This is a genomic window from Variovorax sp. RTB1 (genome assembly GCF_035018765.1).
Classification (GTDB): Bacteria; Pseudomonadota; Gammaproteobacteria; order Burkholderiales; family Burkholderiaceae_C; genus Variovorax.
In genome coordinates this window covers 45,423-70,477 of sequence record NZ_JASJXG010000008.1, presented here as the reverse complement: position 1 = coordinate 70,477, position 25,055 = coordinate 45,423, and the positions used below count along the sequence as shown (strand labels likewise).

The following is a 25,055-nucleotide window of genomic DNA, read 5'->3' as shown; positions in this document are numbered from 1 at the left end:
TTCATTGACTACACTGCGCTTCTCCAAAGGCCCACTCCATGCATGACGACACGCTCTCCGACGAGGTGCAACCGCGCAAGCGGCGTAAGGGCATCTACATCCTGCCCAACCTGTTCACGTTGGCAGCGCTGTTCGGCGGCTTCTATTCGATCGTGATGGCCATGAACGGCCGCTTCGACTTGGCCGCGCTTGGCGTTTTCGCCGCGATGATCCTCGACAGCCTCGATGGTCGCGTCGCGCGCATGACCAACACGCAAAGCGCGTTCGGCGAGCAGATGGATTCGCTGTCCGACATGGTGTCTTTCGGCGCTGCGCCTGCGTTGATCGCATATGAGTGGTCGCTGAAAGGTCTGGGCCGTTGGGGCTGGATCGCAGCCTTTGTCTATTGCGCTTGCGCTGCGTTGCGACTGGCTCGCTTCAATGTCAACACGGGCGTGGTCGACAAGCGCTGGTTTCAGGGCTTGCCTTCACCCGCGGCCGCGGCACTGGTAATGGGCTTCATCTGGCTCATGACCGAGTCGGGCAAACGCGGTGGCGAGGTGTTGTATCTGTCCTGGGCACAGATCACCTGGATCACGTTCGGTTTCACGCTCTACTCGGGACTCACGATGGTGACCAACGCACCGTTCTATAGTTTCAAGGACTTCAGAAAGGCCCGGAGCGTTCCGTTCGCGGCGATTGTCCTGATCGCGCTGGGCATCGCGGTCATCAACATTGATCCGCCGACGGTCCTGTTCAGCCTTTTCGTTATTTACGGACTCAGCGGCTACGTGGTCTATGCCTGGCGCAAGGCCAAAGGGCAGCCAGTAAGCGTCATCAGCATGTCCACAGACGAACCCGACGAAGTCGGGCTCCACAAGTAAAACGGCCTGTGCTACATTCACAGCCTTTATGAACAAGATTTCGCTGGCCCTACTACTGACCCCCTTCGGGCGGAGACGGTAGCGCACGCGCTAATCCCTCACCACGGCCCGTTCGCACCAGCAACGGGCCGTTTTGCTTTTGGGGTTGCTGGTGACACCCCAACCATCACAGAGAAATCGATATGTTGAAGCAACCTCAAGCCAAGTACCGCGCTTTTGCACCGATCGGCCTCAAGGACCGCACCTGGCCCGACGCCGTGCTGACCAAAGCCCCGATCTGGCTGTCGACCGATCTGCGCGACGGCAACCAGGCATTGGTCGAGCCAATGGATATTGCGCGCAAGACGCGGATGTTCGAGACGCTCGTGGCCATCGGCTTCAAGGAAATCGAAGTCGGATTTCCTTCGGCGTCACAAGTCGAGTTCGACTTCGTGCGCAAACTGATCGATGAAGATCGCATTCCCGATGACGTGACGATCCAGGTGCTTACGCAGGCGCGTGACCACCTCATCACCCGCACCTTCGAAGCGCTGCAGGGTGCGCCGCGGGCCATCGTGCACCTGTACAACGCGGTGGCGCCGATCATGCGGCGTGTTGTGCTCGGCATGGACGAGGACCAGATCGTCGAGCTTGCAACGACGCACGCGCGCATGTTCAACGATTGCGCTGCCAAGCAGCCGGAAACGCAGTGGACCTTTCAGTACTCGCCAGAGATGTTCTCGGGAACCGATCTCGCTTTCTCGAAGCGTGTGGTCGATGCGGTGACCGAAGTTTGGCAGCCGACGGCCGAGCACAAGTGCATCGTCAATTTGCCTTCGACGGTCGAGCATTCGACGCCCAACATCTTCGCCGACATGATCGAGTGGATGCACCGCAACCTCGAGCGACGCGAAGCGATCGTGCTGTCGGTGCACCCGCACAACGACCGCGGCACCGGCACGGCTGCTGGCGAGTTCGCGTTGATGGCGGGTGCCGACCGCCTCGAAGGATGCCTCTTCGGCAACGGTGAGCGAACCGGCAACCTCGACTTGGTCAACGTCGCGCTCAACCTCTACACGCAGGGCGTGTCTCCCGGACTCGATTTCTCGAATATCGACGAGATCCGTGCGACCGTGGAGCAGTGCAACCAATTGCCAGTGCACCCGCGCCATCCGTATGTCGGCGACCTGGTTTACACGTCGTTTTCCGGCTCGCATCAGGATGCGATCAAGAAAGCCTTTTCGGCACGCAAGGAAGGCGACATTTGGGATATGCCCTATCTGCCGATCGATCCCAAAGATGTGGGACGCAGCTACGAAGCCGTCATTCGCGTTAACAGCCAGTCCGGCAAGGGCGGCATGGCGTACCTGCTCGAAAGCGAATATGGCCTTGAAATGCCGCGTCGCCTTCAGATGGAATTCATGCAGACGGTGCAAAAGGAGATGGACATCGCCGGCAAGGAACTCTCCGCCGCCGATCTCTACGCCATGTTCGAGCGCGAGTACGGATTGAAGGCGGCGCACGCGTTGCAGCACCGGGTGCTCGAGGAGCAGGGCGAGGGCGCCAATGCTCAGGTGGTGTTGCGCGGTGACCTGCCATGGCAAGGCGAAAGTCGACCTGTCGAAGGACGCGGCAACGGTCCGATCGATGCTTTTATCCATGCGCTGACCGATGCCACCGGGCACACAGTACGCGTCCTCGACTACCACCAGCACGCCATAGGCGCTGGTGCGGATGCGCAGGCCGTCGCTTACCTCGAACTCCGTGTCGACGAATCGCAGACCCTGTTCGGCGTGGGCATTGATGCCGACATCATTTCGGCGTCGCTCAAGGCTATCGTTTCGGGGCTGGAGCGCGCCAGGGCGCAAGGCGCCCGCAGCGCACAATCGCTCGCCGAACCCGCCTGAGGAGACACACGATGACCGACCAGCTGATCATTTTCGACACCACATTGCGCGATGGGGAACAGTCGCCGGGAGCTTCGATGACGCGCGACGAGAAGCTGCGCATCGCCAAGCAACTGGAGCGCCTGAAGGTCGATGTGATCGAGGCCGGTTTTCCTGCCAGCTCCAATGGCGACTTCGAGGCCGTGAAGGCGATCGCCAATGCGATCAAGGACTCGACCATCTGTGGCCTGTCGCGCGCCAATGACCGTGACATCTCACGCGCGGCCGAGGCACTGAAGGGTGCGGCCAACGGGCGCATCCACACTTTCATTGCCACGTCGCCGCTGCATATGGAGAAGAAGCTGCGCATGTCGGCGGACGAGGTGTTCGAGCAGGCCAAACTAGCGGTGCGCTTCGCCCGCAATCTGGTCGCCGATGTCGAGTTCAGCCCGGAAGACGGCTATCGCAGCGACATGGACTTTCTGTGCCGAGTGATCGAGGCAGTGATCAACGAAGGCGCCACCACCATCAACGTGCCCGACACCGTGGGCTATGCGATCCCCGAGCTGTACGGCACCTTCATCAAGACACTGCGCGAGCGCGTGCCGAATAGCGACAAGGCCGTGTGGTCGGTACATTGCCACAACGACCTCGGCATGGCGGTCGCGAACTCGCTGGCCGGCGTGAAGATCGGCGGCGCGCGACAGGTCGAATGCACGATCAACGGCCTGGGCGAGCGTGCGGGCAACTGTTCGCTCGAAGAGATCGTCATGGCAGTGAAGACGCGCCGCGACTACTTCGGGCTCGATATGAACATCGATGCAAAACACATCCTGGCAGCGAGTCGCATGGTCAGCCAGACCACCGGATTCGTGGTGCAGCCCAACAAGGCGGTCGTTGGTGCCAATGCCTTTGCGCATGCCTCTGGCATTCATCAGGACGGCGTGCTGAAGGCGCGCGACACCTATGAAATCATGAGGGCCGAAGACGTGGGCTGGGCCGCCAACAAGATCGTGCTGGGCAAACTGAGCGGCCGCAACGCGTTCAAGCAGCGGTTGATCGAACTTGGCGTCACGATGGAGAGCGAGGCCGAGATCAACGCCGCGTTCTCGCGCTTCAAAGAGCTGGCAGACCGAAAAAGCGAAATATTTGATGAAGACATCCTCGCGCTCGTCAGCGCAGAGGAAGTGTCAAACGTTGGGGACAAGTTTGCATTTGTATCGTTGGTGCAGCACAGCGAGACAGGCGAGCGGCCCCATGCCCGAATCGTGTTCACGGTGCAAGGCAAGGAAGTAGTCGGTGTTTCCGAGGGAAATGGCCCGGTCGATGCTTCATTGAAGGCGATCGAAGAACATGTGAAAAGCGGGGCTGAAATGGTCCTTTATTCGGTGAACGCCATCAGTGGTTCCACCGAAAGTCAGGGTGAAGTGACAGTTCGGCTTCAAAATGCCGGCCGGGTCGTCAACGGGGTGGGTGCAGACCCCGACATCGTGGTGGCGTCGGCCAAGGCTTATTTGAGTGCCCTCAATAAGTTACAGAGCCAAGCTGAGAGAGTAGCGGCGCAAGGTTGAGTTTTCGGGCGATCCTTTATTTCGATTCAAGAAGGGGACGCAAGTAACTGATATTGCGTGTCTTTTTTGATTTGGATACACTGCGGTCACATTCGCAACCGCTGGAGAGTTTTTTAATGCCCGAAGCCCGTCGTCATCGAGTTTCCAGCCAGCGGTTTCTACCCGCGTTCCGACTCGTCGCCGTTACCCTCATCGCCGTGTACAGCACGGCGTTTTTGTTGCCTGAAGCGCAAGCCGCCAGGAAGCACGAGGCACCGGTTGCCAAGAAGAGCCAGGCTGCTGGCGACAGCCGTGCCAAGGGTGCGAAGAGCGTTGCGCAGGCGCCCCATGCTGCAACCGCTAAACGCGGTGCCAAGACCGAGAAGGTCGTACGCGCCGACAACGAAGACCGTGTGGTCCGCGGCGGCCGCAACGTGGTTGCAACCATTCGGCAACGCGGTGGCAAGACCGTCGTCGCCGTGCAGCGCCGTTCCATCGTTCGCGTCGCAGAGGCGCCGCCCCGCTTGTCCTTCGGTCAGATGGCCGGCCTCAACCACACCGAAGACGCGCTTGACCTGAAGTCGAACGCCGCGCTGGTGATCGATCAGGACACGCGCGAAGTGCTGTTCAGCAAGAACGACCACGCCATCCTGCCGATCGCTTCACTCACCAAGCTCATGACCGGTCTGGTCATGAGTGAAGCCCGCCTGCCTAACGAAGAACTGATCACCATCGTCCAGGACGATGTCGACACTGAAAAGCACAGCAGCTCGCGATTGATGGTCGGCACCACGCTGTCGCGCGGCGAACTGTTGCACCTCGCACTCATGTCGAGCGAGAACCGCGCGGCACATGCGTTGGCCCGCACCTATCCAGGAGGCACCGCCACCTTTGTCAGCGTGATGAACGCCAAGGCGCGCCTGCTGGGGATGAAGGACACGCGTTACGTCGAGCCGACCGGTCTGTCGTTCAACAACCAGTCCAGCGCGCAAGATCTGGCCCTGCTGGTCAATGCGGCTTCTGCCGATGCCACGGTGCGTCAACTCTCTACTTCGCCTAACTACCAGGTCGAGGTGGGCAACCGCCTGCTGCAGTTCAACACGACCAACCGTCTGGTGAAGAACCCTGACTGGGACATCGGTGTGCAAAAGACCGGTTTCATCAACGAAGCGGGTCAATGCCTGGTGATGCAGACCAAAATCGCCGGCCGTAAGCTCATCATGGTGTTCCTGGATTCGGCCGGCAAACTGAGCCGCATTGGCGATGCCGAGCGTGTGCGCCGCTGGGTCGAAGCAACACATTTGATGTCGCCGGCAGCACGTCAGAGCGTTGCGACGGCTGACATCGCAGGCTGAGTCGATCTCGCTCTGCGCTCTCAATCGGCGCGCTGCTTAGGTGCCGATATGGCGCGACGGTGCTGTCAGTGACCCTTCATGCGGTCGTGACAGCGCCGTTTTCGTTGTAGCCCAACGCACCCGAGATTTCGTTGGCCGTGGCTTGCAGCTTCGGCAACCAGCCGTCGTCGAGCCGGTCGGCCGGTGCCGAGATCGACAAGCCAGCGATCAATTTGCCCTGGTCGTCGTAAATGCCAGCCGCCATGCAGCGCACGCCCAGCTCCAGCTCTTCGTTGTCCCGGGCAATGCCGTATTGCCGCGCTTTAGAGAGCTCGCGCTCTAGCGCCGGCAACTGCGTGATGCTGTTGCGTGTGTGGCCTGCGAGACCGGTGCGCGTCGCGTAGCTGCGAACCCGCTGCGGATCGTCGACCGCCAGAAACAGCTTGCCGGTCGATGTGAGGTGCAGCGGTGCACGGCCGCCGATGGCACGCACCACCTGCATGCCGGAGCGCTCGCTGTAGGCACGTTCGATGTAGACGATTTCGTCCCCCTGGCGCATGCTGAGATTGACGGGTTGCTGTGTGAGCTTGTGCAGTTCGCGCATCGGCGTCAGCGCGGCGTCGCGCACGTTGAGGCGACCTTTGACGAGGTTGCCCAGTTCGAGCAGCCGCATCCCCAGCCGGTAGCTGCCGGCCTCCGGCCGGTCGACGAAGCGACCTACTGCCAGGTCATTCAGGATGCGGTGGGTGGTCGAGGGGTGCAGGCCGGTCTTTTCGCTGATTTCCTTCAGCGACATCGCGTCCTCGCGGGACGCGAGAACGTCGATCAGCGAAAACATGCGCTCGATGACCTGGACGACAGGTGTGGCGGGACCGTCGGAGGGGGGTTTTCTCATGGCAGCAATCCGTGTTGACGGACGTCCATTTTACTTTGTGAAATCGCCGCCCGGCTGCCAACGACCTTCAATCAGCACTTCATGTGGCGCATAGCGCGCTTTGTAGTTCATTTTGGCGCTGCCCTCGATCCAATAGCCAAGGTACACGTGCGACAGCCCCAACCGCTTCGCCTGCTCGATCTGCCAGAGCACGCCGTAGTTGCCATAGGCTGCACCAGCGTCGGGTTCGTAGAAGGTATAGACGGCAGAGATGCCATCGTTCAGCACGTCGAGGATCGACACCATCTTGAGCGCACCGGCACTGCCGTCGGCCAGCGTCTCCCGAAATTCGACGAGCCGCGAATTCACGCGGCTTTGCAGCAGGAACTGCGTGTACTGGTCGATGCTGTCGTGGTCCATGCCGCCGCCGGAATGGCGACCGGTTTGATAACGCAGATAGAGTTGGTAATGCTCTGGCACGAAACACAGCTTGAGCACCCGCGCTTGCAGATTTTCGTGCTTCGCGCGAGCACGGCGTTGGCTGCGGCTCGGCTGAAACTCGTTGACCTGAACACGCAGCGGAATGCAGGCGCTGCAGCCGTCGCAGTAGGGCCGATAAGTGAACATGCCGCTGCGCCGGAAGCCGGTCAACACCAGCTCGGAGTAGGTGTCGTTGTGGATCAAATGACTCGGAGTAGCAACTTGCGAACGCGCTTGACGGTCCGGCAAATAGCTGCACGGATAGGGCGCAGTCGCATAGAACTGCAGCGTGTGGAGCGGTAGGTCCTTGAGATGCGTCACGTCGTCGAAAAATGTCGCGCTGAGAGGAGTTCATTCCAGTATACGGGCTCAAAATTCCACTGTGGCGCGCTTTGTCGATGGGCCTGAACGGCGTTTGCTACGTGCGACACGAAGCTGGCACGCGGCATCTCGCGCGCGCCCAAGCTGGTCAGATGCGCCGTGTTCTGCTGGCAGTCGATCATGGCAATACCGTGACGACGGCACAGGCACACGAGCGCCGACAGCGCGATCTTCGACGCATCGGGCTGCCGCGTGAACATCGACTCGCCGAACACCGCGCCGCCGATCGCCACGCAATACAAACCTCCGGCCAGCTCACCGTCGATCCACGTCTCGACGCTGTGCGCAAAACCTGCGCGATGCAAAGCGACATAGGCCTCGACCATTTCCGGAACGATCCAGGTGCCCGACTGTCCGGCACGCGGCGCCTTTGAGCACGCGGTGATCACGGCCTCGAAGTTCCGGTCGACGCGAATCTCGCAGCGTGCCGTCGCCGCGAATTGCGCCAGTGTTTTGCGCAACGACCGATGCAGTTTGAAGCGCGCCACTTCCAGCACCATGCGCGGATCCGGGCTCCACCACAAGATTGGCTGACCCTCGCTGAACCACGGGAAGATGCAGTGGCTGTAAGCCTGCAACAGCGACGGCACATCGAGTGCGCCGCCGGCGGCCAGTAGCCCGGGCACCGGGTCGGCCTCACCCCAAGCCGACGCCGGGTCGGGCAGCGGGTCGCCGGGTTCGAGCCATGGAACTTGCATGGCCCCAGGTATACACGGCTTCGCGATATCCCTGCATACCCCGGCATTACATACCGTCAGCCTTGATTCGCCGAAGCTTCTATAGTGCGCAGGCGCGCGCGCTCAGCGCCCCGGTCAGCCCCCACACGACGAAATAAATCCCGCGAGGACTCATCTTGAATACTGAAGTTACTTCCGCCGCCTCCAGCCTACCCGCCCCGTCGGGTCCGCTTCGCTTCGGCAGTGGCCAGGCCGTACGCCGGCTCGAAGACGAAAGCCTGCTTGCAGGCACCGGCCGCTACACCGACGACGTTACGTTGCCCGGACAGGGCTACCTCGTGTTCTTGCGGTCACCGTATCCGCACGCGCTCATCAAGTCTGTCGACACCGCTGCAGCGAGCGCCATGCCGGGCGTGTTGCGCGTGATCACCGGCGCTGAAATGGCCGAAGCCGGCGTCAAGCCGATGGCTGGCGTGGCCGGTTTCAAGCGCGGCGATGGCAGCGATTGCGTATCGCCGCCACGCTACGCGCTGGCACACGAGCGGGCGCGCTTCGTCGGCGAGCCCGTGGTGGCGGTCGTCGCCGACAGCGTTCAGCAAGCTCGCGATGCAGCCGAAGCCGTGATGGTCGACTACGAAGACCTGCCGATGGTCGTCGACGTGCAAAGCGCAACAGCCGAAGGCGCGCCGCTGCTTGACGATGCCGCTACCGGCAACATCTCGGCCGAGATGCGGCACGGCAGCGCAGAAGAGACGGTGGCAGCGTTCGCCAAGGCGAGCCATGTGGTTACGCTGGACATCGCCAACCAGCGTGTCGTGGCGCTGACCATCGAGCCGCGCTCGGTGCTTGCCGACTTCGATGCCGCGACAGACCGGACGACGATCCGCATGAGTACGCAGATGCCGTCAGGCGTGCGCGATACGGTGTGTGCATGCCTCGGACTCGCCAAAGAAAAAGTCCGCGTCGTGGTCGGCGATGTAGGCGGCGGATTCGGCATGAAGACCAGCGCGTACCCCGAAGACGTGGTCGTGGCCTACGCCTCGCGCGCAGTCAAACGCCCAGTGAAATGGGTGAGCGAACGCAGCGAGGAATTTCTCTCGTCCGCACATGGCCGGGACATCGAAACGCAAGCCGAACTCGCACTCGCAGCCGACGGCAAGATCCTCGGCCTGCGCATCAAGACGCTGGCCAACGTCGGCGCTTATGCCACCGGCACTGGCGTCGCCATCCAGTTGCTGATCGGCCCTTGGGTGCAGACCAGCGTGTACGACATCCAGACCATCGACTTCCACTTCAAGGCGGTGCTTACCAACACCGCACCGACCGGTGCCTACCGTGGCGCTGGCCGGCCCGAGGCGATCTTCACGATCGAGCGTCTGATGGACGAAGCCGCGCGCCAGACCGGTATCGACCGCGTTGCGCTTCGCCGTCGCAATTTCATCCATCCCGATCAGATGCCGTACAAGAATCCGATGGGGCAGACCTACGACACGGGGCAGTTCGAATCGGTGATGAACCAGGGCTTGGCACTGGCCGATTGGGACGGCTTCGAAGCCCGTGTTGCAGCCTCGGCGAAGGAAGGCAAGCAACGCGGCCTCGGCATCGCGACCTTTCTGGAATGGACCGGTGGCAACGTTTTCGAAGAGCGCGTGACGGTTTCGGTGCACGCAGACGGCGTCATCGAAGTGTTCTCCGCCGTCAATGCGATGGGGCAGGGCATCGCAACTTCTCTGGCGCAGTTGGCAGTCGACGCTTTCGGCGTGCCGATCGAGAAAGTGCGCATCGTGCTGGGCGACACCGATCGCGGCGATGGTTTCGGCAGCGCCGGCTCGCGTTCGCTCTTTACCGGCGGCTCGGCTGTACGCGTCGGCGCCGAACGCACCATCGACAAGGCCCGTGATCTGGCTGCGAAAGAGTTCGAGGCCGCTGCCGCTGACGTGACTTACGCCAACGGCGTGTTCACCGTCGCTGGCACCGACCTCAAGCTAGACCTGTTCGCGCTGGCCGGCAAGCAACCCGAGCGCGAAATCTTCGTCGATTCGACCAGCGCCGTCGCTGGCCCGACATGGCCCAACGGCTGCCATATCTGCGAGATCGAGATCGATCCGCCGACCGGCGATGTCACCGTGGTCGCCTACAGCTCGGTCAACGATGTCGGCCGTGTGATCAACCCGATGATCGTGCGCGGCCAGCTCGATGGTGGCGCGGTGCAGGGCATAGGCCAGGCGCTTTACGAACAGGTGGTGTACGACCGAGAAACCGGGCAGCCGGTGACCGGCAGCCTGATGGACTATGTGGCACCGCGGGCCGATGTCATCGAGTCGATGTTCAAGATGGAAATGGATGAGTCGACGCCCTGCAAGAACAACCCGCTGGGGGTGAAGGGTGTGGGCGAGCTCGGCACCATTGGCGCGACGCCGGCAGTGGTCAATGCGGTGGCAGATGCGTTCGCGCGCAACGGGCTGGGCTCGAAGACGGCGCACCTGCAGATGCCGCTAAGCCCCTCGCGGGTGTGGCACGCGATGCAAGAAACCTCTACCGTCTGAAGGCTACGGCGCGGCCATCCTCGGCCGCATCATCGGCTACGGTAATTGCGCCGGCCGCTCAGAACTCTTCGAGCGGCAGGCCCACGTAGTTTTCCGAAAGCGAGGTCGACGCCGCGTGCGAATGCACAAGGTAGTCGAGCTCCGCTTCCTGGATCTTCTGGCCGAACTCGCCCGTCTCGGGGAAACGATGCATGAGCGAGGTGAACCACCATGAGAAGCGCTCGGCCTTCCAGACGCGGCGCAGGCAGAGATCCGAGTACCGGTCCAGCCCCGATGCGCTCTTCTCGCCGTAAAAAATCTCGAGTGATCGCGCGAGGTAGCCGACATCGGCCGCCGCGAGGTTGAGCCCCTTGGCGCCGGTCGGCGGCACGATGTGCGCCGCATCGCCAGCCAGAAACATCGAGCCGAAGCGCATTGGCTCCGCCACGAAACTGCGCAGCGGTGCGATGCTCTTTTCGATCGACGGACCGGTGATCAGCCGCTCGCGAGCTTCTGGGTCGAGGCGAGATCGCAGCTCGTTCCAGAACGCTTCATCGCTCCAGTTCTCTACGCGCTCTTCGGTCGGCACCTGCACGTAGTAGCGGCTGCGGGTCGCGCTCCGCATACTGCACAACGCAAAGCCGCGGGCGGTGTTGGCGTAGATGAGTTCGTGCGACACGGGAGGCACATCGGCCAGCACCCCGAGCCAGCCGAAGGGGTAGACCTTTTCGTAGATGTGCAGCGCATCGACCGGCACGCTGGCACGGCTGACGCCGTGATAACCGTCGCAGCCGGCGATGAAGTCGCACTCGATCTCGTGCGTCTGCCCGTCTTTCTCGTAGCGGACGCGTGGGTGCGACGAGTCGAAATCGTGCAGGCTGACCGGCGATGCGCTGTAGATGGTCGTGAGCCCAGCGGCGCTGCGCGCCTCCATCAGGTCGAGTGTGACCTCGGTTTGGCCGTACACCGTAACCTGCTTACCATCCGTGAGGCCACGCATGTCTATGCGATGTCGCTCGCCTTTGAAGAGCAATTCGATGCCTCCGTGCGGCAGCCCTTCGGCGCGCGCCCGTGCGTCGACACCTGCCCGCGCCAGCAAGTCCATCGTGACCTGCTCGAGCACGCCGGCACGGATGCGGCCCCGCACATAGTCGCCGGTCTGGCGCTCGACGACGATGTTGTCGATGCCGGCTTTGTGCAGCAACTGGCCGAGCAGCAGGCCGGCCGGCCCCGCTCCGATGATGGCAACTTGGGTTCGCATGTCTGACTCCGTTCTGTCCGTCTTGGTTGCTTGTAGCGTAGGGCGAAGTGCTTGCTGCCAGGTGCCGACGACGTAAGCCTTGTGCGATCATGCGAATTGCTGCGCGATCATCGCGCAACAGTTCCAGCGCCATCACTCGCAATGACCATCGCCAAGCCCGACTTCATCGAAGGCATCGCCAAAGGCATGGCGGTGTTGGAGAGTTTCGACACTGAGCGCCAACGGCTCAACGCCACGCTTGCGGCCGAGCGCGCTGGCTTGACGCGCGCAGCCGCACGTCGTCATCTGCTGACGCTCGCGCACCTGGGCTACCTGGAAACCGATGGCAGTTACTTCTGGATGTCGCCGAAGGTGCTTCGCTTTTCCGGTAGCTATCTTGCTTCGTCGCGCCTGCCTCGTGCTTTGCAACCGACGCTCAACCGGCTCGCAGCGCAGACCGGCGAATCGTTTTCAGCGGTGGTGCTCGATGGCGAAGAGGTGGTCATCGTCGCGCGCAGCGGCAGTTATGGCATGCCGACGCGCGTGCTGGCGTACGGACTGCATCTTGGCGCGCGTTTGCCGGCGCACGCTACGTCGACCGGCCGCGTGCTGCTCGCCGCGCTGACGCCGGCGCAGCTCTCGCTTTGGCTGAAGGGCCGCACCTTGCCACGCCTCACGCCTCACACCGTCACGCAGGCGCGGCTGCTGCGCCAATGCATTACCGAGGCGCGCAAGCAGGACTGCAGTTTCGCAGGCGAAGAGCATGAATTGGGAGTGCAGGCACTGGCCGTGCCGCTGCGCAATATGCAGGGGCAGACAGTGGCGGCGCTGAACGTGGTCTTGTCGGGCGGACGGCACGATGCGGACGCGTTGCTGCGCCAGATGCTGCCTTTGTTGTTCGAGGCTGCGCGCGAACTCAGGGCGCTGCTTTAAGGCGCGTTAAGCCCCATCGAAGTTCACCGGTTCAAAATCAGACCACCATGCGACTGCTCCTGCTCGAAGACGACGTGATGATCGGCGAGGCCGTGCTCGACCTGCTGCGTGCGGAGGACTATGCGGTCGACTGGGTGAAGGATGGCGAGGCAGCAGACTTTGCCTTGCGCTCTCAGCAATACGACCTGGTTCTGCTCGACCTCGGCGTGCCGAGGCGCGACGGTCTAGAGGTCCTGCGTAGCCTGCGCGCTCGCAAACAACGCATGCCGGTGCTGATCGCGACAGCGCGCGACTCCATTCAACAGCGCATCGAAGGCCTCGACGCCGGCGCCGACGATTACGTGATCAAACCCTACGATCTCGACGAGTTGCTCGCCCGCATTCGTGCGTTGCTGCGGCGTGCGTCGGGCCGCGCCGAGCCGGTGTACGAGCACATGGGCGTGAGCATCAACCCGGCCACTCGCGAGGTCACGGTGGCCGGCCAACCCGTCGTTCTGTCGGCGCGCGAGTGGGCAGTGCTGGAGCCGTTGCTGGCGCGGCCCGGCATGGTGCTGTCGCGCGCGCAGATCGAAGAAAAGCTCTACAGCTGGAAAGACGAAATCAGCAGCAACGCCATCGAGGTCTACGTGCACGGCCTGCGCAAGAAGCTCGGCGCCGACCTGATCCGCAACGTGCGGGGCGTTGGCTACATGGTGCCGAAGGCATGAGGGCGCCGAGAACATGACGGGCGCGATGACCGGCTCGCTGCGCGCGCGCCTCTTGTGGTTTTTGCTCGCGGCCATTGTCTTGGCAGCCGGCGTGCAGGCGCTGGTGGCGTACCGTACGGTGCTGAACGAAGCCGACGAAATTTTCGACTATCACATGCAGCAGATGGCGCTGTCGCTTCGCGCCGGTTTACCACCGAGTGCGGCAGTGGGCGGCATCGGCGCCGGCGAACAGAACTTCGAGTTCGTGGTGCAGGTCTGGACCACCGAGGGCGTGCGAATTTTCGAATCAGCGGAAGAGGCCGCGTTGCCGCAACTCGCGGTGCTCGGCTTTGCCGACGTGCGAGCGCGCGGCACGACTTACCGCGTGTTTTCGGTGCAGACCCACGGTCTCGTCATTCAGGTGGCGCAGGACCTCCGGGTGCGCAAGCGCATGGCGGGCGCGCTGGCGTTACGCACGATTGGGCCGATCGCGCTGATGGCACCGCTGTTGATGCTGGTCGTGTGGTGGGTGGTGAGCCGGTCTCTCGCGCCGGTGGCGCGTGTGCGTCGTCAGGTTGCCGCGCGCGAGGCCAACGAGCTGTCGCCGGTGAGCGAAGAAGGCTTGCCCGAGGAAGTGCGGCCGCTGGTGCACGAACTCAATCTGCTTTTCGATCGGGTGCGCCATGCATTCGACGCACAGAAGCACTTCGTGGCCGACGCGGCGCACGAGTTGAGGTCGCCGCTGACCGCGCTCAAGTTGCAGGTGCAGAGCTTGCAGCGTGCACCTGACGAGGCGACACGCAACATCGCTATCGGAAGATTGGCAGCGGGCATCGATCGCGCGACGCGACTGGTCGAACAGATGCTGGCATTGGCGCGCCACGAGGCCAGCATGGCGGCGGGCGCCAAGCCCGAGCAAGTCGACCTCAACGAAGTCGCGCGGCTGGCTGTGTCCGACGCCATTGCCAACGCACAGGCCCGGCGCATAGACATCGGCGTCGCGCATGCCGATGCGAATGTGGCGGCAGTGGTTGTGCAAGGCCAGCCGGAGGCGCTGCGCATGATGCTGCGTAACCTGCTCGACAACGCCGTCAAGTACACGCCCGAAGGCGGCCGGGTCGACATCGGCATTGCGCAGCGCGATGCGGGTGTCGAGCTGAGCGTCGACGACAGCGGCCCCGGCCTGCCGGAGAGCGAACGAGGGCGCGTGCTCGACCGTTTCTATCGTTCTGGTGAACCACAGGCACCCGGCAGCGGACTGGGCCTGGCCATCGTCAAATCGATTGCCGACCTTCATGACGCCACGGTGTCGCTGGGCGCATCGCCGAGCCTCGGCGGTCTGCGCGTCCTGATCCGGTGGGAAGACAGGACCGGCAAGACCGACACGGCCGGCAAGACCTGAGCTGCCTCGCGTTTAAGCAGCGCTTAAGTCAGCGCTGCGACATTCCTTTCATTGCATGTTCCTTACCGCTTTGAAAGGCTTCCGAAATGAACGCATCCCGTCTCACTTCCCCGCGCGCCATCGTGCTCGCACTCGCCGCGGCCGGTGTGCTTGGCGCGGCAGCCACGGGCGCTTACACCAGCGCCAACGCGCTGGGCTCCGGCACGCCGACCGTCATCACCGCACCGGCGGCTTCGGTCGCACCGCAGATCACCTTGCCGGACTTCTCGACCATCACCACGCGTGATGGCCCGGCCGTGGTCAACATCAGTGTGACGGGCGTCACCAAGACTGCCGACGAAGACGGCGCTGCGGGTCTCCAGGGCATCGACCCCAACGATCCGATGTACGAGTTCTTCAAGCGTTTCCAGGGCCAGATGCCGCACGGTCAGCGTGGCCATCCGGGCCAGGGCGGCGGTGAGCATGAGACGCCGATGCGCGGCCAGGGCTCTGGCTTCATCATCAGCGCCGACGGCACCATCCTTACCAACGCACACGTCGTGAAGGATGCGAAGGAGGTCACCGTCAAGCTGACCGATCGACGCGAATTCCGCGCCAAGGTGCTCGGCGTTGATGCCAAAACCGACATTGCAGTGCTCAAGATCGAGGCCAAAAACCTGCCTACGCTGGCGCTCGGCAACACCAAGGACCTGAAGGTCGGCGAATGGGTGCTGGCGATCGGTTCGCCGTTCGGTTTCGAGAACACGGTGACGGCCGGCGTGGTGAGCGCCAAGGGCCGCACCTTGCCCGACGACAGCTACGTGCCCTTCATCCAGACCGACGTTGCCATCAACCCCGGCAACTCCGGTGGCCCGCTGTTGAACTCACGCGGTGAGGTCGTCGGCATCAACTCGCAGATCTACACCCGCAGTGGCGGCTATCAGGGCGTGTCCTTCGCGATCCCGATCGACGTCGCGGTGCAGATCAAGAACCAGATCGTCGCGACCGGCAAGGCGACGCACGGCAAGCTGGGCATCGCGATCCAGGAAGTGAACCAGGCCTTTGCCGACTCCTTCAAGCTGGACAAGCCCGAAGGCGCGCTGGTCGCGAACATCGAGAAGGGCAGCGCCGGCGACCTGGCGGGCCTGCGCACGGGTGACGTCATCCGCAAGGTCGATGGCGAGCCGATCATTTCGTCGGGCGATCTGCCGGCCATCATCGGCCAGCAAGCACCGGGCACCAAGGTAACGCTGGAAGTGTGGCGCCAGGGCGAGCGGCAGACGTTGACCGCCAAGTTGGGCGACGCCAGCGAGAAGTCGACCAAGGTCGCCAAGGCGGACGACGCGGCAGGAAAGGGCAAGCTGGGTCTCGCGCTGCGTCCGTTGCGGCCGCAGGAGCAGCGCGAGGCAGCCGTCGAGGGCGGCTTGCTGATCGAAGACAGCGCTGGTCCCTCAGCGATGGCGGGCGTACAGGCCGGCGATGTGCTGCTGGCCATCAACGGCACGCCGGCGAAGACCGTCGAGCAAGTGCGCGATATTGCGGCCAAGGCTGACAAATCGGTTGCATTGCTGATACAGCGCGGCAGCGACAAGATCTTTGTGCCGGTGCGCGTCGGTTAAATAGCGAGACTTCGCACTGTGAAAGCCTGCTACCCGTTGGGTAGCAGGCTTTTTTTGCGATTAATTTCCCTGCATTTGTTAATTTCAGGTAATTGAGCAACGCCTTCTCGCTGATTGATCGAATTGCCGGCATGAGCGTGATTTTTATTACGCGAAAAGTTCCTGTCTCGCAACTACAGTGCGTCACGTTCGAAAACAAACGCATCTGCAGGGAAATGACAATGGAATCTCTTTTTTTACTACTAACCGCATGGACAGCCATTCTTTGCTACTTTGCATGGGTTGTTTACGGTCGTCGCTTTTCGGGAGCTATACAAAAAATAAATTTGAAGCCGGCAAGCGATACATCTCAGGTTGAAATCTTCTCCTGTCTGTTGAGCGGAAATATTGCATTGATCGAAAAAGATAATTTCAATCAACTGGCCAGTTCGTTATCGTCAGAAAAAATTCAACAGGCTTTATTTCGTTATTGGCAAATTGAAGGACCCGAGTCTTTCTCGGTGGGATTGCAGCAGGCTTTCTTCCAGCTCGGCGACACACATGCAATCGAGCGCGAAGCATTCAGCGCCTGGAACACCGGTTTTGCGTGCAATACGGCCACTTACATCAGGCTCTTCGATGTCTGCAAGTTTCTATCGGTCAATGCGGCGTTGATCGAGCCCGGCCGTATCGGTGCTCGCCAGCTCAACATGACGGCTTGGGACATCCAGCGTCTGGCTTATCTCGTGCGACTCGGTCATGCCGCGCACTACATGTCGCGCGACGCTGCTCTGCAATCGTTGCGTCGGCTCAGCGTGGCTGCACGGGCCCACTATGCAAGCTGGGAAGACTTTTCAATCTCGGCGCTGATCGGCATGGGTGTGCGCTCGGAGGTCGACGTGTTGCAAGCCAGCGTCTGGCATGGCTTTGCACAGACGCATGTTGCGTTGACTGCAGTGGACGGAGCGCCTTTTGCGCAGGTCGCCTGGACGCCCGGCGTTCAGGCCCCTAAGCAAGTCCCTCGGCAAACGCATGTAGCGCGCACCAACCCACTGGGCGATGCGCGGGCGCCGGTCGTAACCGGCCTGTGAAGTAGAGGAATCACAGCAGGAATCACCGCAGGAGATCACCGCAGGTTAGGTTTGTTTGCGCATACGGGACGGTGCGTCGGGCACGCGACTGACTTTGCGCGGCGGTGGCGGCGGCAAGGGCGTGATCGTCGGGTCTGCAGCGTTGTCGGCGTGATCGATCTTCGGGAAAATGCGGCGATGCAGATCGAACGCGGAAAGCCCACCACCATCGACTTGTACGTCAAAGGCGCGACCGACGCAGAAAAGGCGTGCGGCGCTGCGGCCGCTTTCGCCTTCTTCGACGCGCATCGCGTGTCACCGTGGGATGCGGCCCGCGCTTACTTCATCCGCGAAGCACAGGAGAAGGCCGCCACGCTCGGCCACTCGCTGGAGATGACGCCGCGGGAGCGCGAGTGGGCCGACGTCTTCGACCGGTCGGAGCAGGTGGCGCTCGATGCCTGCTGTGCCGGGTGGGCATCGATTCCAGCGGGCGCGCATTTCGTGTTGAACGGCGATGTACCTGAAAACTATTCGGGCGATCCGGATGCGTAGTCGATCGGAGACCCCATGACTGAAAAAATCGAATCGAAACGCGCGAGCGACCTGCTGTGGAACGCCTGGAACGACCACGCGGTCCTGGACCGGTTGCCCGACGACTGCCGACCCACGCGTCGCGCCGATGGCTATGCCGTGCAGCAGCACATCGAGGCGCGCAGCCACACGACGCTCTACGGCTGGAAGATCGCCGCCACCAGCGTGGCAGGCCAGAAACATATCGGGGTGACGGGTCCGCTCGCAGGTCGCCTCCTGCGCGAGCGCGTGGCAGATGTGGGCGCAACGCTCTCGCTGAACGGCAACCGCATGGCGGTCGCGGAGGCCGAGTTCGCCTTCCGCATGAGACACAACCTGCCGTCGCGCAGTGCACCGTATTCGTTTGCCGAGGTGATGGACGCCGTCGGCTCGCTACATCCTTCCATCGAGGTGCCAGATTCGCGCTACGCCGACTTCGTTACGGCCGGAGAGGCGCAGTTGATTGCCGACAATGCCTGCGCGCACGAATTTGTCGAAGGGCCTGTCGCGCCCAATACCTGGCGTGACATGGACCTGGCTGCGCACGCGGTCCATGCGACGGTCGATGGGACATCGCGTCGATACGAACGAAGCGGCAGCGGTGCGGCGGTGCTCGGCGATCCGCGCGAAGCGCTGGTTTGGCTGGTCAATGAGCTTTCATCGCTGCACATTGCGCTGCGGGCCGGACAGATCGTGACCACCGGCGCCTGCATCGCGCCACTCGAGGTCGCGCCCGGCGATCACGTGCTGGCCGACTTCGGCGTGCTGGGCTCGGTCGACATTCGATTCGCGGACTGACAAGGTCGCGCCCCAAACATCCAGCGGCTGTGAGCGCATCACGGCCTCGAATTCCGGCCCGGCTTTCAGCTCCGGGTAGCCAACTGCCCCAGCGCGAACACCGAGTTCGGTCCCTTGGGCATTCTCGGCTTGGCGCGTTGCCGATTGGCTGGCAGGCTGACGGCCACCATCTCGCGCATCGAACTGCGCTGTGCCGCCTCGGGCCGCACCAGTGATTGCAAAGTGACAGAGTCGAGGTAGTCGACGACCTGCCGCCCCAAGGAGGCCCAGAGTTCCATCGTCGTCACTCGATCGGGGCTCGGCGCCGCCCGCCGCTCGGTGTCTCGCGCGGGAGGCACGGGACCGTCGACGGCGAAGAGGATGTCGGCCACTGTGATCTTCGACGCGTCGCGCGCCAACGCGTAGCCGCCGCCGGGACCACGTGTCGAAGCCACGAGTTCGTGTCGACGCAAGCGCGCGAACAACGCCTCGAGATAGGACAACGAGACGTTTTGCCGCTGGCTCAGGATGCTGAGATTGATAGGGCGGTCAGACGCGTTTTCGGCCATGTCGAGCATGGCGGCGACGGCGAAGCGACCTTTGGTGGTGAGGCGCATGGTGACAGTCTCCAGAGTGGGTGGTGTTCGGTTCTGTTCGGGTTCTGTTGAACTTGTTTGACCACTCTAAATTCTTTGTCACTTCAGGAAAATTCGAATAATTGCCACCAACCCTTCGAAGTTTCCGAAGCATCTATCTTTGCGCGTCGGCTCTAGCGATCGAAAGCGGGCCGCTTCGGATCGAACTTCCAGCCAGGAATCAGCGCCTGCATTGCCGTCGCATCGTCACGTGAGCCGAGCCCGTGCTGCTTGTACAGCTGGTACGCCTTCTCGACTTCGGCCATGTCCAGTTCGACGCCCAGTCCCGGTTTCTTCGGCACCTGTACGTGGCCGCCGACGATCTGCAGCGGCTCCTTCGTTAGTCGCTGACCGTCTTGCCAGATCCAGTGCGTGTCGATGGCGGTCACCTTGCCAGGCGCCGCCGCACCGACGTGCGTGAACATCGCCAACGACACGTCGAAGTGATTGTTCGAGTGACTGCCCCAGGTCAGGCCCCAGTCGCGGCAGGTCTGCGCGACGCGCACCGAACCCGCCATGGTCCAGAAGTGCGGGTCCGCCAGCGGGATGTCGACCGACTGCAGTGAGAGCGCATGCGTCAGCTGACGCCAGTCGGTGGCGATCATGTTGGTCGCGGTCGGCAGGCCGGTGGCGCGGCGGAATTCGGCCATCACCTCGCGGCCTGAAAAACCGTCTTCGGCTCCACAGGGGTCCTCTGCATAAGCGACCAACCCGCGCATGCGATGACCCAGGCGGATCGCATCTTTCAGCAGCCAGCCGCCGTTCGGATCGAGCGTGACGCGCGCCTCGGGAAAGCGCTCGTGCAGCGCGACGATGGCGTCGACTTCTTCGTCGCCACGCAGCACGCCGCCTTTGAGTTTGAAGTCGTTGAAGCCGTATTTGGCGCGCGCCGCTTCGGCCAGCGCGACGATGGCTGCGGGCGTCATGGCTTTCTCGTGCCGAAGGCGAAACCAGTCGTTGTCGGCATCAGCGTCCGTGACGTAGGGCAGGTCGGTCTTCGCCTTGTCGCCGACGTAGAAAAGATAGCCCAGCATCTCGACCGAGTCGCGTTGCTGGCCTTCGCCGAGCAACGCTGCGACCGGCACATCGAGGTGCTGGCCGAGCAGGTCGAGCAGGGCAGATTCGATGGCCGTTACCGCATGAATGGTGGTGCGCAGGTCGAAGGTCTGCAGGCCGCGACCGCCGCTGTCGCGATCTGCGAACTTCGTCTGCACTTCTTGCAGCAGGCGCTGTTGCGAACCGAGCGGCTGACCGACGACCAGCGGGCGCGCGTCTTCGAGGGTCTGGCGGATCTTTTCGCCGCCCGGCACCTCGCCTACGCCGGTGCGGCCGGCGCTGTCGGTGAGGATGAGGATGTTGCGGGTGAAGAAGGGACCGTGCGCGCCGCTCAGGTTGAGCAGCATGCTGTCGCGCCCCGCCACCGGAATGACGCGCAGTTCGGTGATGCGCGGGGTGGAAGATTCAGGCATCGCTTGTCTCCATATTCAGAGCCTCATTCATTACGCCAATGTGTACGCCGTCTTCACCGTGGTGAAGAACTCCTGCGCGTACTTGCCTTGCTCGCGCGGCCCGTAGCTCGAACCCTTGCGGCCGCCGAAGGGCACGTGGTAGTCGACCCCCGCAGTCGGCAGGTTGACCATCACCATGCCGGCCTGGCTGTGCCGCTTGAAGTGCGTCGCGTACTTGAGGCTGGTGGTTGCAATGCCCGCCGACAAACCGAACTCCGTGTCGTTGGCGGTGAAGAGCGCTTCGTCGTAGTTCTTGACCTTGATGACACTTGCCACCGGTCCGAAGATCTCTTCCTTGTTGATACGCATCGACGCCACCGATTCGCTGAAGAGCGCCGGCGACATGTAGAAGCCCTCGGTCGCGAGCTTGAGGCGTTCGCCGCCGGCGGCCAGCGTGGCGCCTTCGTCCTTGCCGATCTGCACGTACTCCAAGTCCTGGTCGAGCTGGCTCTGGCTGGACACCGGGCCGACATCGGTACCTGCGGTGAGCGCATCGCCCACCTTGATCTTCGCCATGCGTTCTTTCATCGCGTCGATGAACTTCGGGTAGATGCCTTCGGTCACGATGAGGCGGCTCGACGCCGTGCAGCGCTGGCCGGTCGCGTAGAAGGCGCTTTGCACGCTGAGCTCGACGGCTTGCGCCAGGTCGGCGTCGTCGAGCACGACTTGCGGGTTCTTGCCGCCCATTTCGAGCTGCACCTTCTTTTGGTTCGTCACGCACTGGATGCCGATCGCACGACCCACGCCGACCGAGCCGGTGAAGCTGATCGCGTGCACGCCGGGGTGATTCACCAGTGCGTTGCCGATGACGCTACCGCGGCCCATCACCAGGTTGAAGACACCGGCCGGAATGCCCGAGCGGCTGATGATCTCGGCCAGTGCCCAGGCGCTGCCCGGCACCAGGTCGGCGGGCTTCAACACCACGCAATTGCCAAAGGCCAGGGCAGGCGCGATCTTCCAGGCCGGGATCGCGATTGGGAAGTTCCAAGGCGTGATGAGGCCGACGACGCCGACCGGTTCGCGCGTGATCTCCACGCCGATGTTCGGTCGCACCGAAGGCAGCAGTTCGCCCGACAGCCGCAGGCATTCGCCCGCGAAGAACTTGAAGATCTGGCCGGCCCGCGTGGCCTCGCCGATGCCTTCGGGCTTGGTCTTTCCTTCTTCGCGAGCGAGCAGCGTGCCGAGTTCTTCCTTGCGCGCAAGGATCTCGGTGCCGATCTTGTCGAGCGCATCGGAGCGGGCCTGGATGCTGCCGGTGGCCCAGGCCGGGAAGGCGGCGGTAGCGGCTGCCACAGCGGCTTCGACATGCGCAGCGTCGCCCTGCGTGTACTCGGCGATGGTGTCGCCGAGGTTCGACGGGTTCAGGTTCGGGCTGTAGCTGCTGCCCTTGGTCCACTCGCCGCCGATGAGGTTGTCGTGTTGTTGCATGTGTTGGCTTTCAGAGGCCTTGCGGGCCGAGCTTGTCGATAAGAACCTTCAGCATCTCGACTTCGTCGGGCTTCAGGTCGGTGAGTGGGGGGCGAACCGGGCCGGCGCTGTGGCCGACGATGGTCGCGCCTGCCTTGACGATGCTCACGGCATAGCCCTGCATGCGGTTGCGGATCTCCAGGTACGGCATGAAGAAGTCTTTGAGCAATCGATGCTGAGTCGCCATGTCGTCGTCGCGCACGGCTGCGTAGAACTGCATCGCCGTCTTCGGGATGAAGTTGAAGACTGCCGACGAATAGACGGGCGTACCCATCGCTTTGTACGCAGCGGCATAGACCTCCGCCGTCGGCAAGCCGCCGAGGTAGGCGAAGCGGTCGCCCATGCGCTGGTACACAGCGACCATCGCCTCGATGTCGCCCACGCCGTCCTTGAAGCCGACGAGGTTAGGGTTGCGCTCCGCCAGGCCTGCGAGCGTGTCGGGCTTGAAGCGCGTGGCGCCGCCGCGGTTGTAGACCACCACGCCGAAGTCGACGCTCTTGCACACCGCGTCGACGTGTGCGGCCAGGCCTTCCTGACCTGCTTCGGTGAGGTAATGCGGCATCAAAAGGATGCCGTGCGCGCCGGCCTTTTCAGCGGCTTGTGCGCACTGGATCGCAAAGCGCGTCGGACCACCGGCGCCAGCAATGATCGGCACCACGCCGCGGCAGGTGTCGACCGCTGTCTTGATGATGCCGGGGTATTCGTCCCCGGTCAGCGAGAAGAACTCACCGGTTCCACCGGCCGCGAAGAGCGCGGTTGCACCGTACGGCGCCAGCCATTCGAGGCGCTTCTCATAGCCCTTCTTGTCGAAGTCGCCATGGCTGTCGAAATCGGTCAGCGGGAACGAGAGCAGGCCGGAGCCCATGATGGTTTTAAGTTCTTGCGGGTTCATGCGTTGGCGGGAGTGAATTCGTTGAAATTAGCGGAGAGAAGGGCGTCCGTTCAGTGGAACGGGTCAAGTCACCGGCGCCGGATTGAACAGGACCAGCGCGTTGTGCAGCTTCCAGTGCTCGGCCCATGTTTTCTTGCGGCCGCTGGCGACGTCGAGCATCAGCTGGAACATCTCCCAGCCGACATCGGCGATGGTCTTTTCGCCCGTGGCGATGGTGCCGGCATTGATGTCCATGAGGTCGTGCCAGCGACGTGCCAGGTCTTCGCGCGTGGCCACTTTGATAACGGGCACCTCGGCCAGACCGTAAGGCGTGCCGCGGCCGGTGGTGAACACGTGCAGGTTCATGCCGGCGGCGAGTTGAAGCGTGCCGCAGATGAAGTCGCTGGCCGGAGTGGCCGCGTAGATCAGGCCGCTGGTGATGCCCTTTTGCCGCGCGCTTTCGCCCGGTGCGAGGACGCCTGAAATCGGCGAGGTGCCCGACTTCACGATCGAGCCCATTGCCTTCTCGACGATGTTCGACAGGCCGCCTTGCTTGTTGCCCGGCGTGGTGTTGGCGCTGCGGTCGACACGGCCTTTGTCCAGGTAGGCGTCGTACCAGGCCATCTCGCGGATCATGGCTTCGGCCACTTCCGGCGTGCTTGCGCGCGAGGTGAGTTGGTCGATGCCGTCGCGCACCTCGGTCACTTCGGAGAACATGACGGTGGCACCGGCACGCACCAGCAGGTCGGTGCAAAAACCGACGGCCGGATTGGCGGTGACGCCAGAGAACGCATCGCTGCCGCCGCATTGCACGCCGACCACCAGTGCGCTCGCCGGCACGGTCTCGCGGCGGCGATCGTTCAGGCGTTCAAGGTGTTCTTCGGCCTGCCGCATGATCGACTCGACCATCGACATGAAACCGACATGCGCATCGTCTTGAAGGCACACGACGTCGAGCTTGGGGCTGGCGTTGTCGCCGACATCGGCCACGTTGCGCTCGTCGATCAGCGGGATGGTGCCGGGTGGCATCAGGCGCTCGGGCTGCAGCTTTTCGCAGCCCAGGCTGACCAGCATCACCTCGCCGCCGAAGTTCGGGTTGAGGCTGATGTTGCGCAGCGTGCGGATAGGGATGATCGCGTCGGGCGCGTCGATGGCGACGCCGCAGCCGTAGGTGTGTTCGAGCGCCACCACGTCGTCGACGTTCGGGTACTTGGGCAGCAGTTCGGCCTTGATGCGTGTCACTGCGAAGTCGGTGACACCGGCCACGCACTGCACGGTCTGCGTGATGGCCAGGATGTTGCGGGTGCCGACCGAGCCGTCGAGATTGCGAAAGCCCTCGAAGGTGTAGCCCTCCAGCGGCGGTTGCGGTTCGGGCTTGACGGTGGCGATGGGCAGGCCGACCAACTCGCGCGCGGCCGGCATCTTGAGAAGGCGTTCGTGCACCCAGGTGCCGGCCTTCAAGTCCTTCAGCGCATAGCCGATGACCACGTTGTAGCGCCGCACTTCGCCGCCCGTGGGAATGTCGACCAGCGCGACCTTGTGCGCTTGCGGCACCTTGTCGACGAGGGTAAGGCCGGACGGGAAGACGGTGCCTACAGGCAGGCCGCCATCGTTGACGACGATGGCGACGTTGTCGCGGTCGTCCATCGTGATGTAGAGGGGCGCGCGAGGTGTGCTCATGGGTTTTCTAAGTTATACGATGACCCCGCAGGGCTCGGGCAATGGTATCGTTATCAATCAATGTCGTCAACGAGTCGATTTGCAGTCTTT

The 25,055-nt window shown here is 62.8% G+C and carries 21 protein-coding genes; 12 read left to right on the top strand and 9 right to left on the bottom strand.

Annotation, left to right across the window (positions count from 1 at the left end):
* Positions 1–38: 38 nt before the first annotated feature.
* The 4 genes from pssA to QN397_RS07980 all read left to right on the top strand — a co-directional run bounded on the left by pssA (position 39) and on the right by QN397_RS07980 (position 5,633).
* Positions 39–863, top strand: coding sequence for a CDP-diacylglycerol--serine O-phosphatidyltransferase (pssA, locus tag QN397_RS07995; protein ID WP_323500601.1), 825 nt, complete (start codon positions 39–41; stop codon positions 861–863).
* 182 nt (positions 864–1,045) lie between these two features.
* Entirely contained in the window at positions 1,046–2,749 is a 1,704-nt protein-coding gene (gene leuA / locus QN397_RS07990; protein WP_323500600.1) for a 2-isopropylmalate synthase, read from the top strand.
* An 11-nt stretch (positions 2,750–2,760) separates the two neighbouring features.
* Complete coding sequence (locus QN397_RS07985; RefSeq protein ID WP_323497752.1) at positions 2,761–4,299, top strand: 2-isopropylmalate synthase; 1,539 nt, start codon at positions 2,761–2,763, stop codon at positions 4,297–4,299.
* Positions 4,300–4,415: 116 nt separating this feature from the next.
* Positions 4,416–5,633 (top strand): serine hydrolase, encoded by a 1,218-nt coding sequence (locus QN397_RS07980; RefSeq protein ID WP_323500599.1) that lies wholly within the window; start codon positions 4,416–4,418, stop codon positions 5,631–5,633.
* Positions 5,634–5,709: 76 nt separating this feature from the next.
* Here the strand turns inward: QN397_RS07980 and QN397_RS07975 are convergent, their stop codons facing one another.
* The 3 genes from QN397_RS07975 to aat are packed head-to-tail and all read right to left on the bottom strand — an operon-like array spanning position 5,710 to position 8,045.
* Entirely contained in the window at positions 5,710–6,507 is a 798-nt protein-coding gene (locus tag QN397_RS07975) for an IclR family transcriptional regulator (RefSeq protein WP_187051721.1), read from the bottom strand.
* 30 nt (positions 6,508–6,537) lie between these two features.
* Positions 6,538–7,287 (bottom strand): arginyltransferase, encoded by a 750-nt coding sequence (locus QN397_RS07970; RefSeq protein WP_323497750.1) that lies wholly within the window; start codon positions 7,285–7,287, stop codon positions 6,538–6,540.
* Entirely contained in the window at positions 7,284–8,045 is a 762-nt protein-coding gene (gene aat / locus QN397_RS07965; protein ID WP_323500598.1) for a leucyl/phenylalanyl-tRNA--protein transferase, read from the bottom strand. The genes QN397_RS07970 and aat overlap by 4 nt, the downstream gene beginning before the upstream one ends.
* Positions 8,046–8,200: 155 nt before the next feature.
* Here aat and QN397_RS07960 point away from each other — a divergent pair, with 155 nt between their 5' ends.
* The gene (locus tag QN397_RS07960) at positions 8,201–10,570 is read left to right on the top strand and encodes a xanthine dehydrogenase family protein molybdopterin-binding subunit (RefSeq protein WP_323500597.1); all 2,370 of its coding nucleotides are present in this window, start codon (positions 8,201–8,203) and stop codon (positions 10,568–10,570) included.
* Between the two features lie 58 nt (positions 10,571–10,628).
* Here QN397_RS07960 and pobA read toward each other — a convergent pair whose 3' ends face one another.
* Positions 10,629–11,810: a 4-hydroxybenzoate 3-monooxygenase gene (gene pobA / locus QN397_RS07955; protein WP_323500596.1), complete on the bottom strand. Its 1,182-nt coding sequence runs from the start codon at positions 11,808–11,810 to the stop codon at positions 10,629–10,631.
* 141 nt (positions 11,811–11,951) lie between these two features.
* Between pobA and QN397_RS07950 the strand changes: the two genes are divergently transcribed.
* The 7 genes from QN397_RS07950 (at position 11,952) to QN397_RS07920 (ending at position 18,825) form a co-directional block, all read left to right on the top strand.
* Complete coding sequence (locus tag QN397_RS07950) at positions 11,952–12,722, top strand: IclR family transcriptional regulator domain-containing protein (protein WP_323500595.1); 771 nt, start codon at positions 11,952–11,954, stop codon at positions 12,720–12,722.
* A gap of 47 nt (positions 12,723–12,769) precedes the next feature.
* Positions 12,770–13,429, top strand: coding sequence for a response regulator (locus QN397_RS07945; RefSeq protein WP_323497745.1), 660 nt, complete (start codon positions 12,770–12,772; stop codon positions 13,427–13,429).
* Between the two features lie 13 nt (positions 13,430–13,442).
* Entirely contained in the window at positions 13,443–14,810 is a 1,368-nt protein-coding gene (locus tag QN397_RS07940; protein ID WP_323497744.1) for an ATP-binding protein, read from the top strand.
* Between the two features lie 86 nt (positions 14,811–14,896).
* Positions 14,897–16,408, top strand: a complete 1,512-nt coding sequence (locus tag QN397_RS07935; RefSeq protein WP_323497743.1) for a DegQ family serine endoprotease — start codon at positions 14,897–14,899, stop codon at positions 16,406–16,408.
* Between the two features lie 92 nt (positions 16,409–16,500).
* Positions 16,501–17,478, top strand: coding sequence for a DUF1266 domain-containing protein (locus tag QN397_RS07930; protein ID WP_323500594.1), 978 nt, complete (start codon positions 16,501–16,503; stop codon positions 17,476–17,478).
* Between the two features lie 177 nt (positions 17,479–17,655).
* Entirely contained in the window at positions 17,656–18,009 is a 354-nt protein-coding gene (locus tag QN397_RS07925; protein ID WP_323500593.1) for a hypothetical protein, read from the top strand.
* A gap of 15 nt (positions 18,010–18,024) precedes the next feature.
* Positions 18,025–18,825, top strand: a complete 801-nt coding sequence (locus tag QN397_RS07920; RefSeq protein WP_323500592.1) for a 2-keto-4-pentenoate hydratase — start codon at positions 18,025–18,027, stop codon at positions 18,823–18,825.
* Between the two features lie 65 nt (positions 18,826–18,890).
* Here the strand turns inward: QN397_RS07920 and QN397_RS07915 are convergent, their stop codons facing one another.
* The 5 genes from QN397_RS07915 to garD all read right to left on the bottom strand — a co-directional run bounded on the left by QN397_RS07915 (position 18,891) and on the right by garD (position 24,965).
* Positions 18,891–19,421 (bottom strand): Rrf2 family transcriptional regulator, encoded by a 531-nt coding sequence (locus tag QN397_RS07915; RefSeq protein WP_323497739.1) that lies wholly within the window; start codon positions 19,419–19,421, stop codon positions 18,891–18,893.
* Between the two features lie 152 nt (positions 19,422–19,573).
* A complete protein-coding gene (gudD, locus tag QN397_RS07910; RefSeq protein WP_323500591.1) occupies positions 19,574–20,908 on the bottom strand; it encodes a glucarate dehydratase in 1,335 nt (444 codons plus the stop codon).
* A gap of 30 nt (positions 20,909–20,938) precedes the next feature.
* Complete coding sequence (locus tag QN397_RS07905) at positions 20,939–22,375, bottom strand: aldehyde dehydrogenase family protein (protein WP_323500590.1); 1,437 nt, start codon at positions 22,373–22,375, stop codon at positions 20,939–20,941.
* 10 nt (positions 22,376–22,385) lie between these two features.
* Positions 22,386–23,306, bottom strand: coding sequence for a 5-dehydro-4-deoxyglucarate dehydratase (kdgD, locus tag QN397_RS07900; protein WP_323500589.1), 921 nt, complete (start codon positions 23,304–23,306; stop codon positions 22,386–22,388).
* Between the two features lie 63 nt (positions 23,307–23,369).
* Positions 23,370–24,965 (bottom strand): galactarate dehydratase, encoded by a 1,596-nt coding sequence (garD, locus tag QN397_RS07895; RefSeq protein ID WP_323500588.1) that lies wholly within the window; start codon positions 24,963–24,965, stop codon positions 23,370–23,372.
* Positions 24,966–25,055: the final 90 nt, after the last annotated feature.

Coding starts and splice junctions, on each gene's coding strand:
- QN397_RS07980 (WP_323500599.1), top strand. CDS start 4,416: ATGCCCGAAGCCCGTCGTCATCGAGTTTCCAGCCAGCGGTTTCTACCC.
- QN397_RS07950 (WP_323500595.1), top strand. CDS start 11,952: ATGACCATCGCCAAGCCCGACTTCATCGAAGGCATCGCCAAAGGCATG.
- QN397_RS07935 (WP_323497743.1), top strand. CDS start 14,897: ATGAACGCATCCCGTCTCACTTCCCCGCGCGCCATCGTGCTCGCACTC.
- QN397_RS07940 (WP_323497744.1), top strand. CDS start 13,443: ATGACGGGCGCGATGACCGGCTCGCTGCGCGCGCGCCTCTTGTGGTTT.
- leuA (WP_323500600.1), top strand. CDS start 1,046: ATGTTGAAGCAACCTCAAGCCAAGTACCGCGCTTTTGCACCGATCGGC.
- QN397_RS07915 (WP_323497739.1), bottom strand. CDS start 19,421: ATGCGCCTCACCACCAAAGGTCGCTTCGCCGTCGCCGCCATGCTCGAC.
- aat (WP_323500598.1), bottom strand. CDS start 8,045: ATGCAAGTTCCATGGCTCGAACCCGGCGACCCGCTGCCCGACCCGGCG.
- QN397_RS07920 (WP_323500592.1), top strand. CDS start 18,025: ATGACTGAAAAAATCGAATCGAAACGCGCGAGCGACCTGCTGTGGAAC.
- QN397_RS07975 (WP_187051721.1), bottom strand. CDS start 6,507: ATGAGAAAACCCCCCTCCGACGGTCCCGCCACACCTGTCGTCCAGGTC.
- kdgD (WP_323500589.1), bottom strand. CDS start 23,306: ATGAACCCGCAAGAACTTAAAACCATCATGGGCTCCGGCCTGCTCTCG.
- QN397_RS07905 (WP_323500590.1), bottom strand. CDS start 22,375: ATGCAACAACACGACAACCTCATCGGCGGCGAGTGGACCAAGGGCAGC.
- gudD (WP_323500591.1), bottom strand. CDS start 20,908: ATGCCTGAATCTTCCACCCCGCGCATCACCGAACTGCGCGTCATTCCG.
- garD (WP_323500588.1), bottom strand. CDS start 24,965: ATGAGCACACCTCGCGCGCCCCTCTACATCACGATGGACGACCGCGAC.
- QN397_RS07925 (WP_323500593.1), top strand. CDS start 17,656: ATGCAGATCGAACGCGGAAAGCCCACCACCATCGACTTGTACGTCAAA.
- QN397_RS07945 (WP_323497745.1), top strand. CDS start 12,770: ATGCGACTGCTCCTGCTCGAAGACGACGTGATGATCGGCGAGGCCGTG.
- pobA (WP_323500596.1), bottom strand. CDS start 11,810: ATGCGAACCCAAGTTGCCATCATCGGAGCGGGGCCGGCCGGCCTGCTG.
- pssA (WP_323500601.1), top strand. CDS start 39: ATGCATGACGACACGCTCTCCGACGAGGTGCAACCGCGCAAGCGGCGT.
- QN397_RS07985 (WP_323497752.1), top strand. CDS start 2,761: ATGACCGACCAGCTGATCATTTTCGACACCACATTGCGCGATGGGGAA.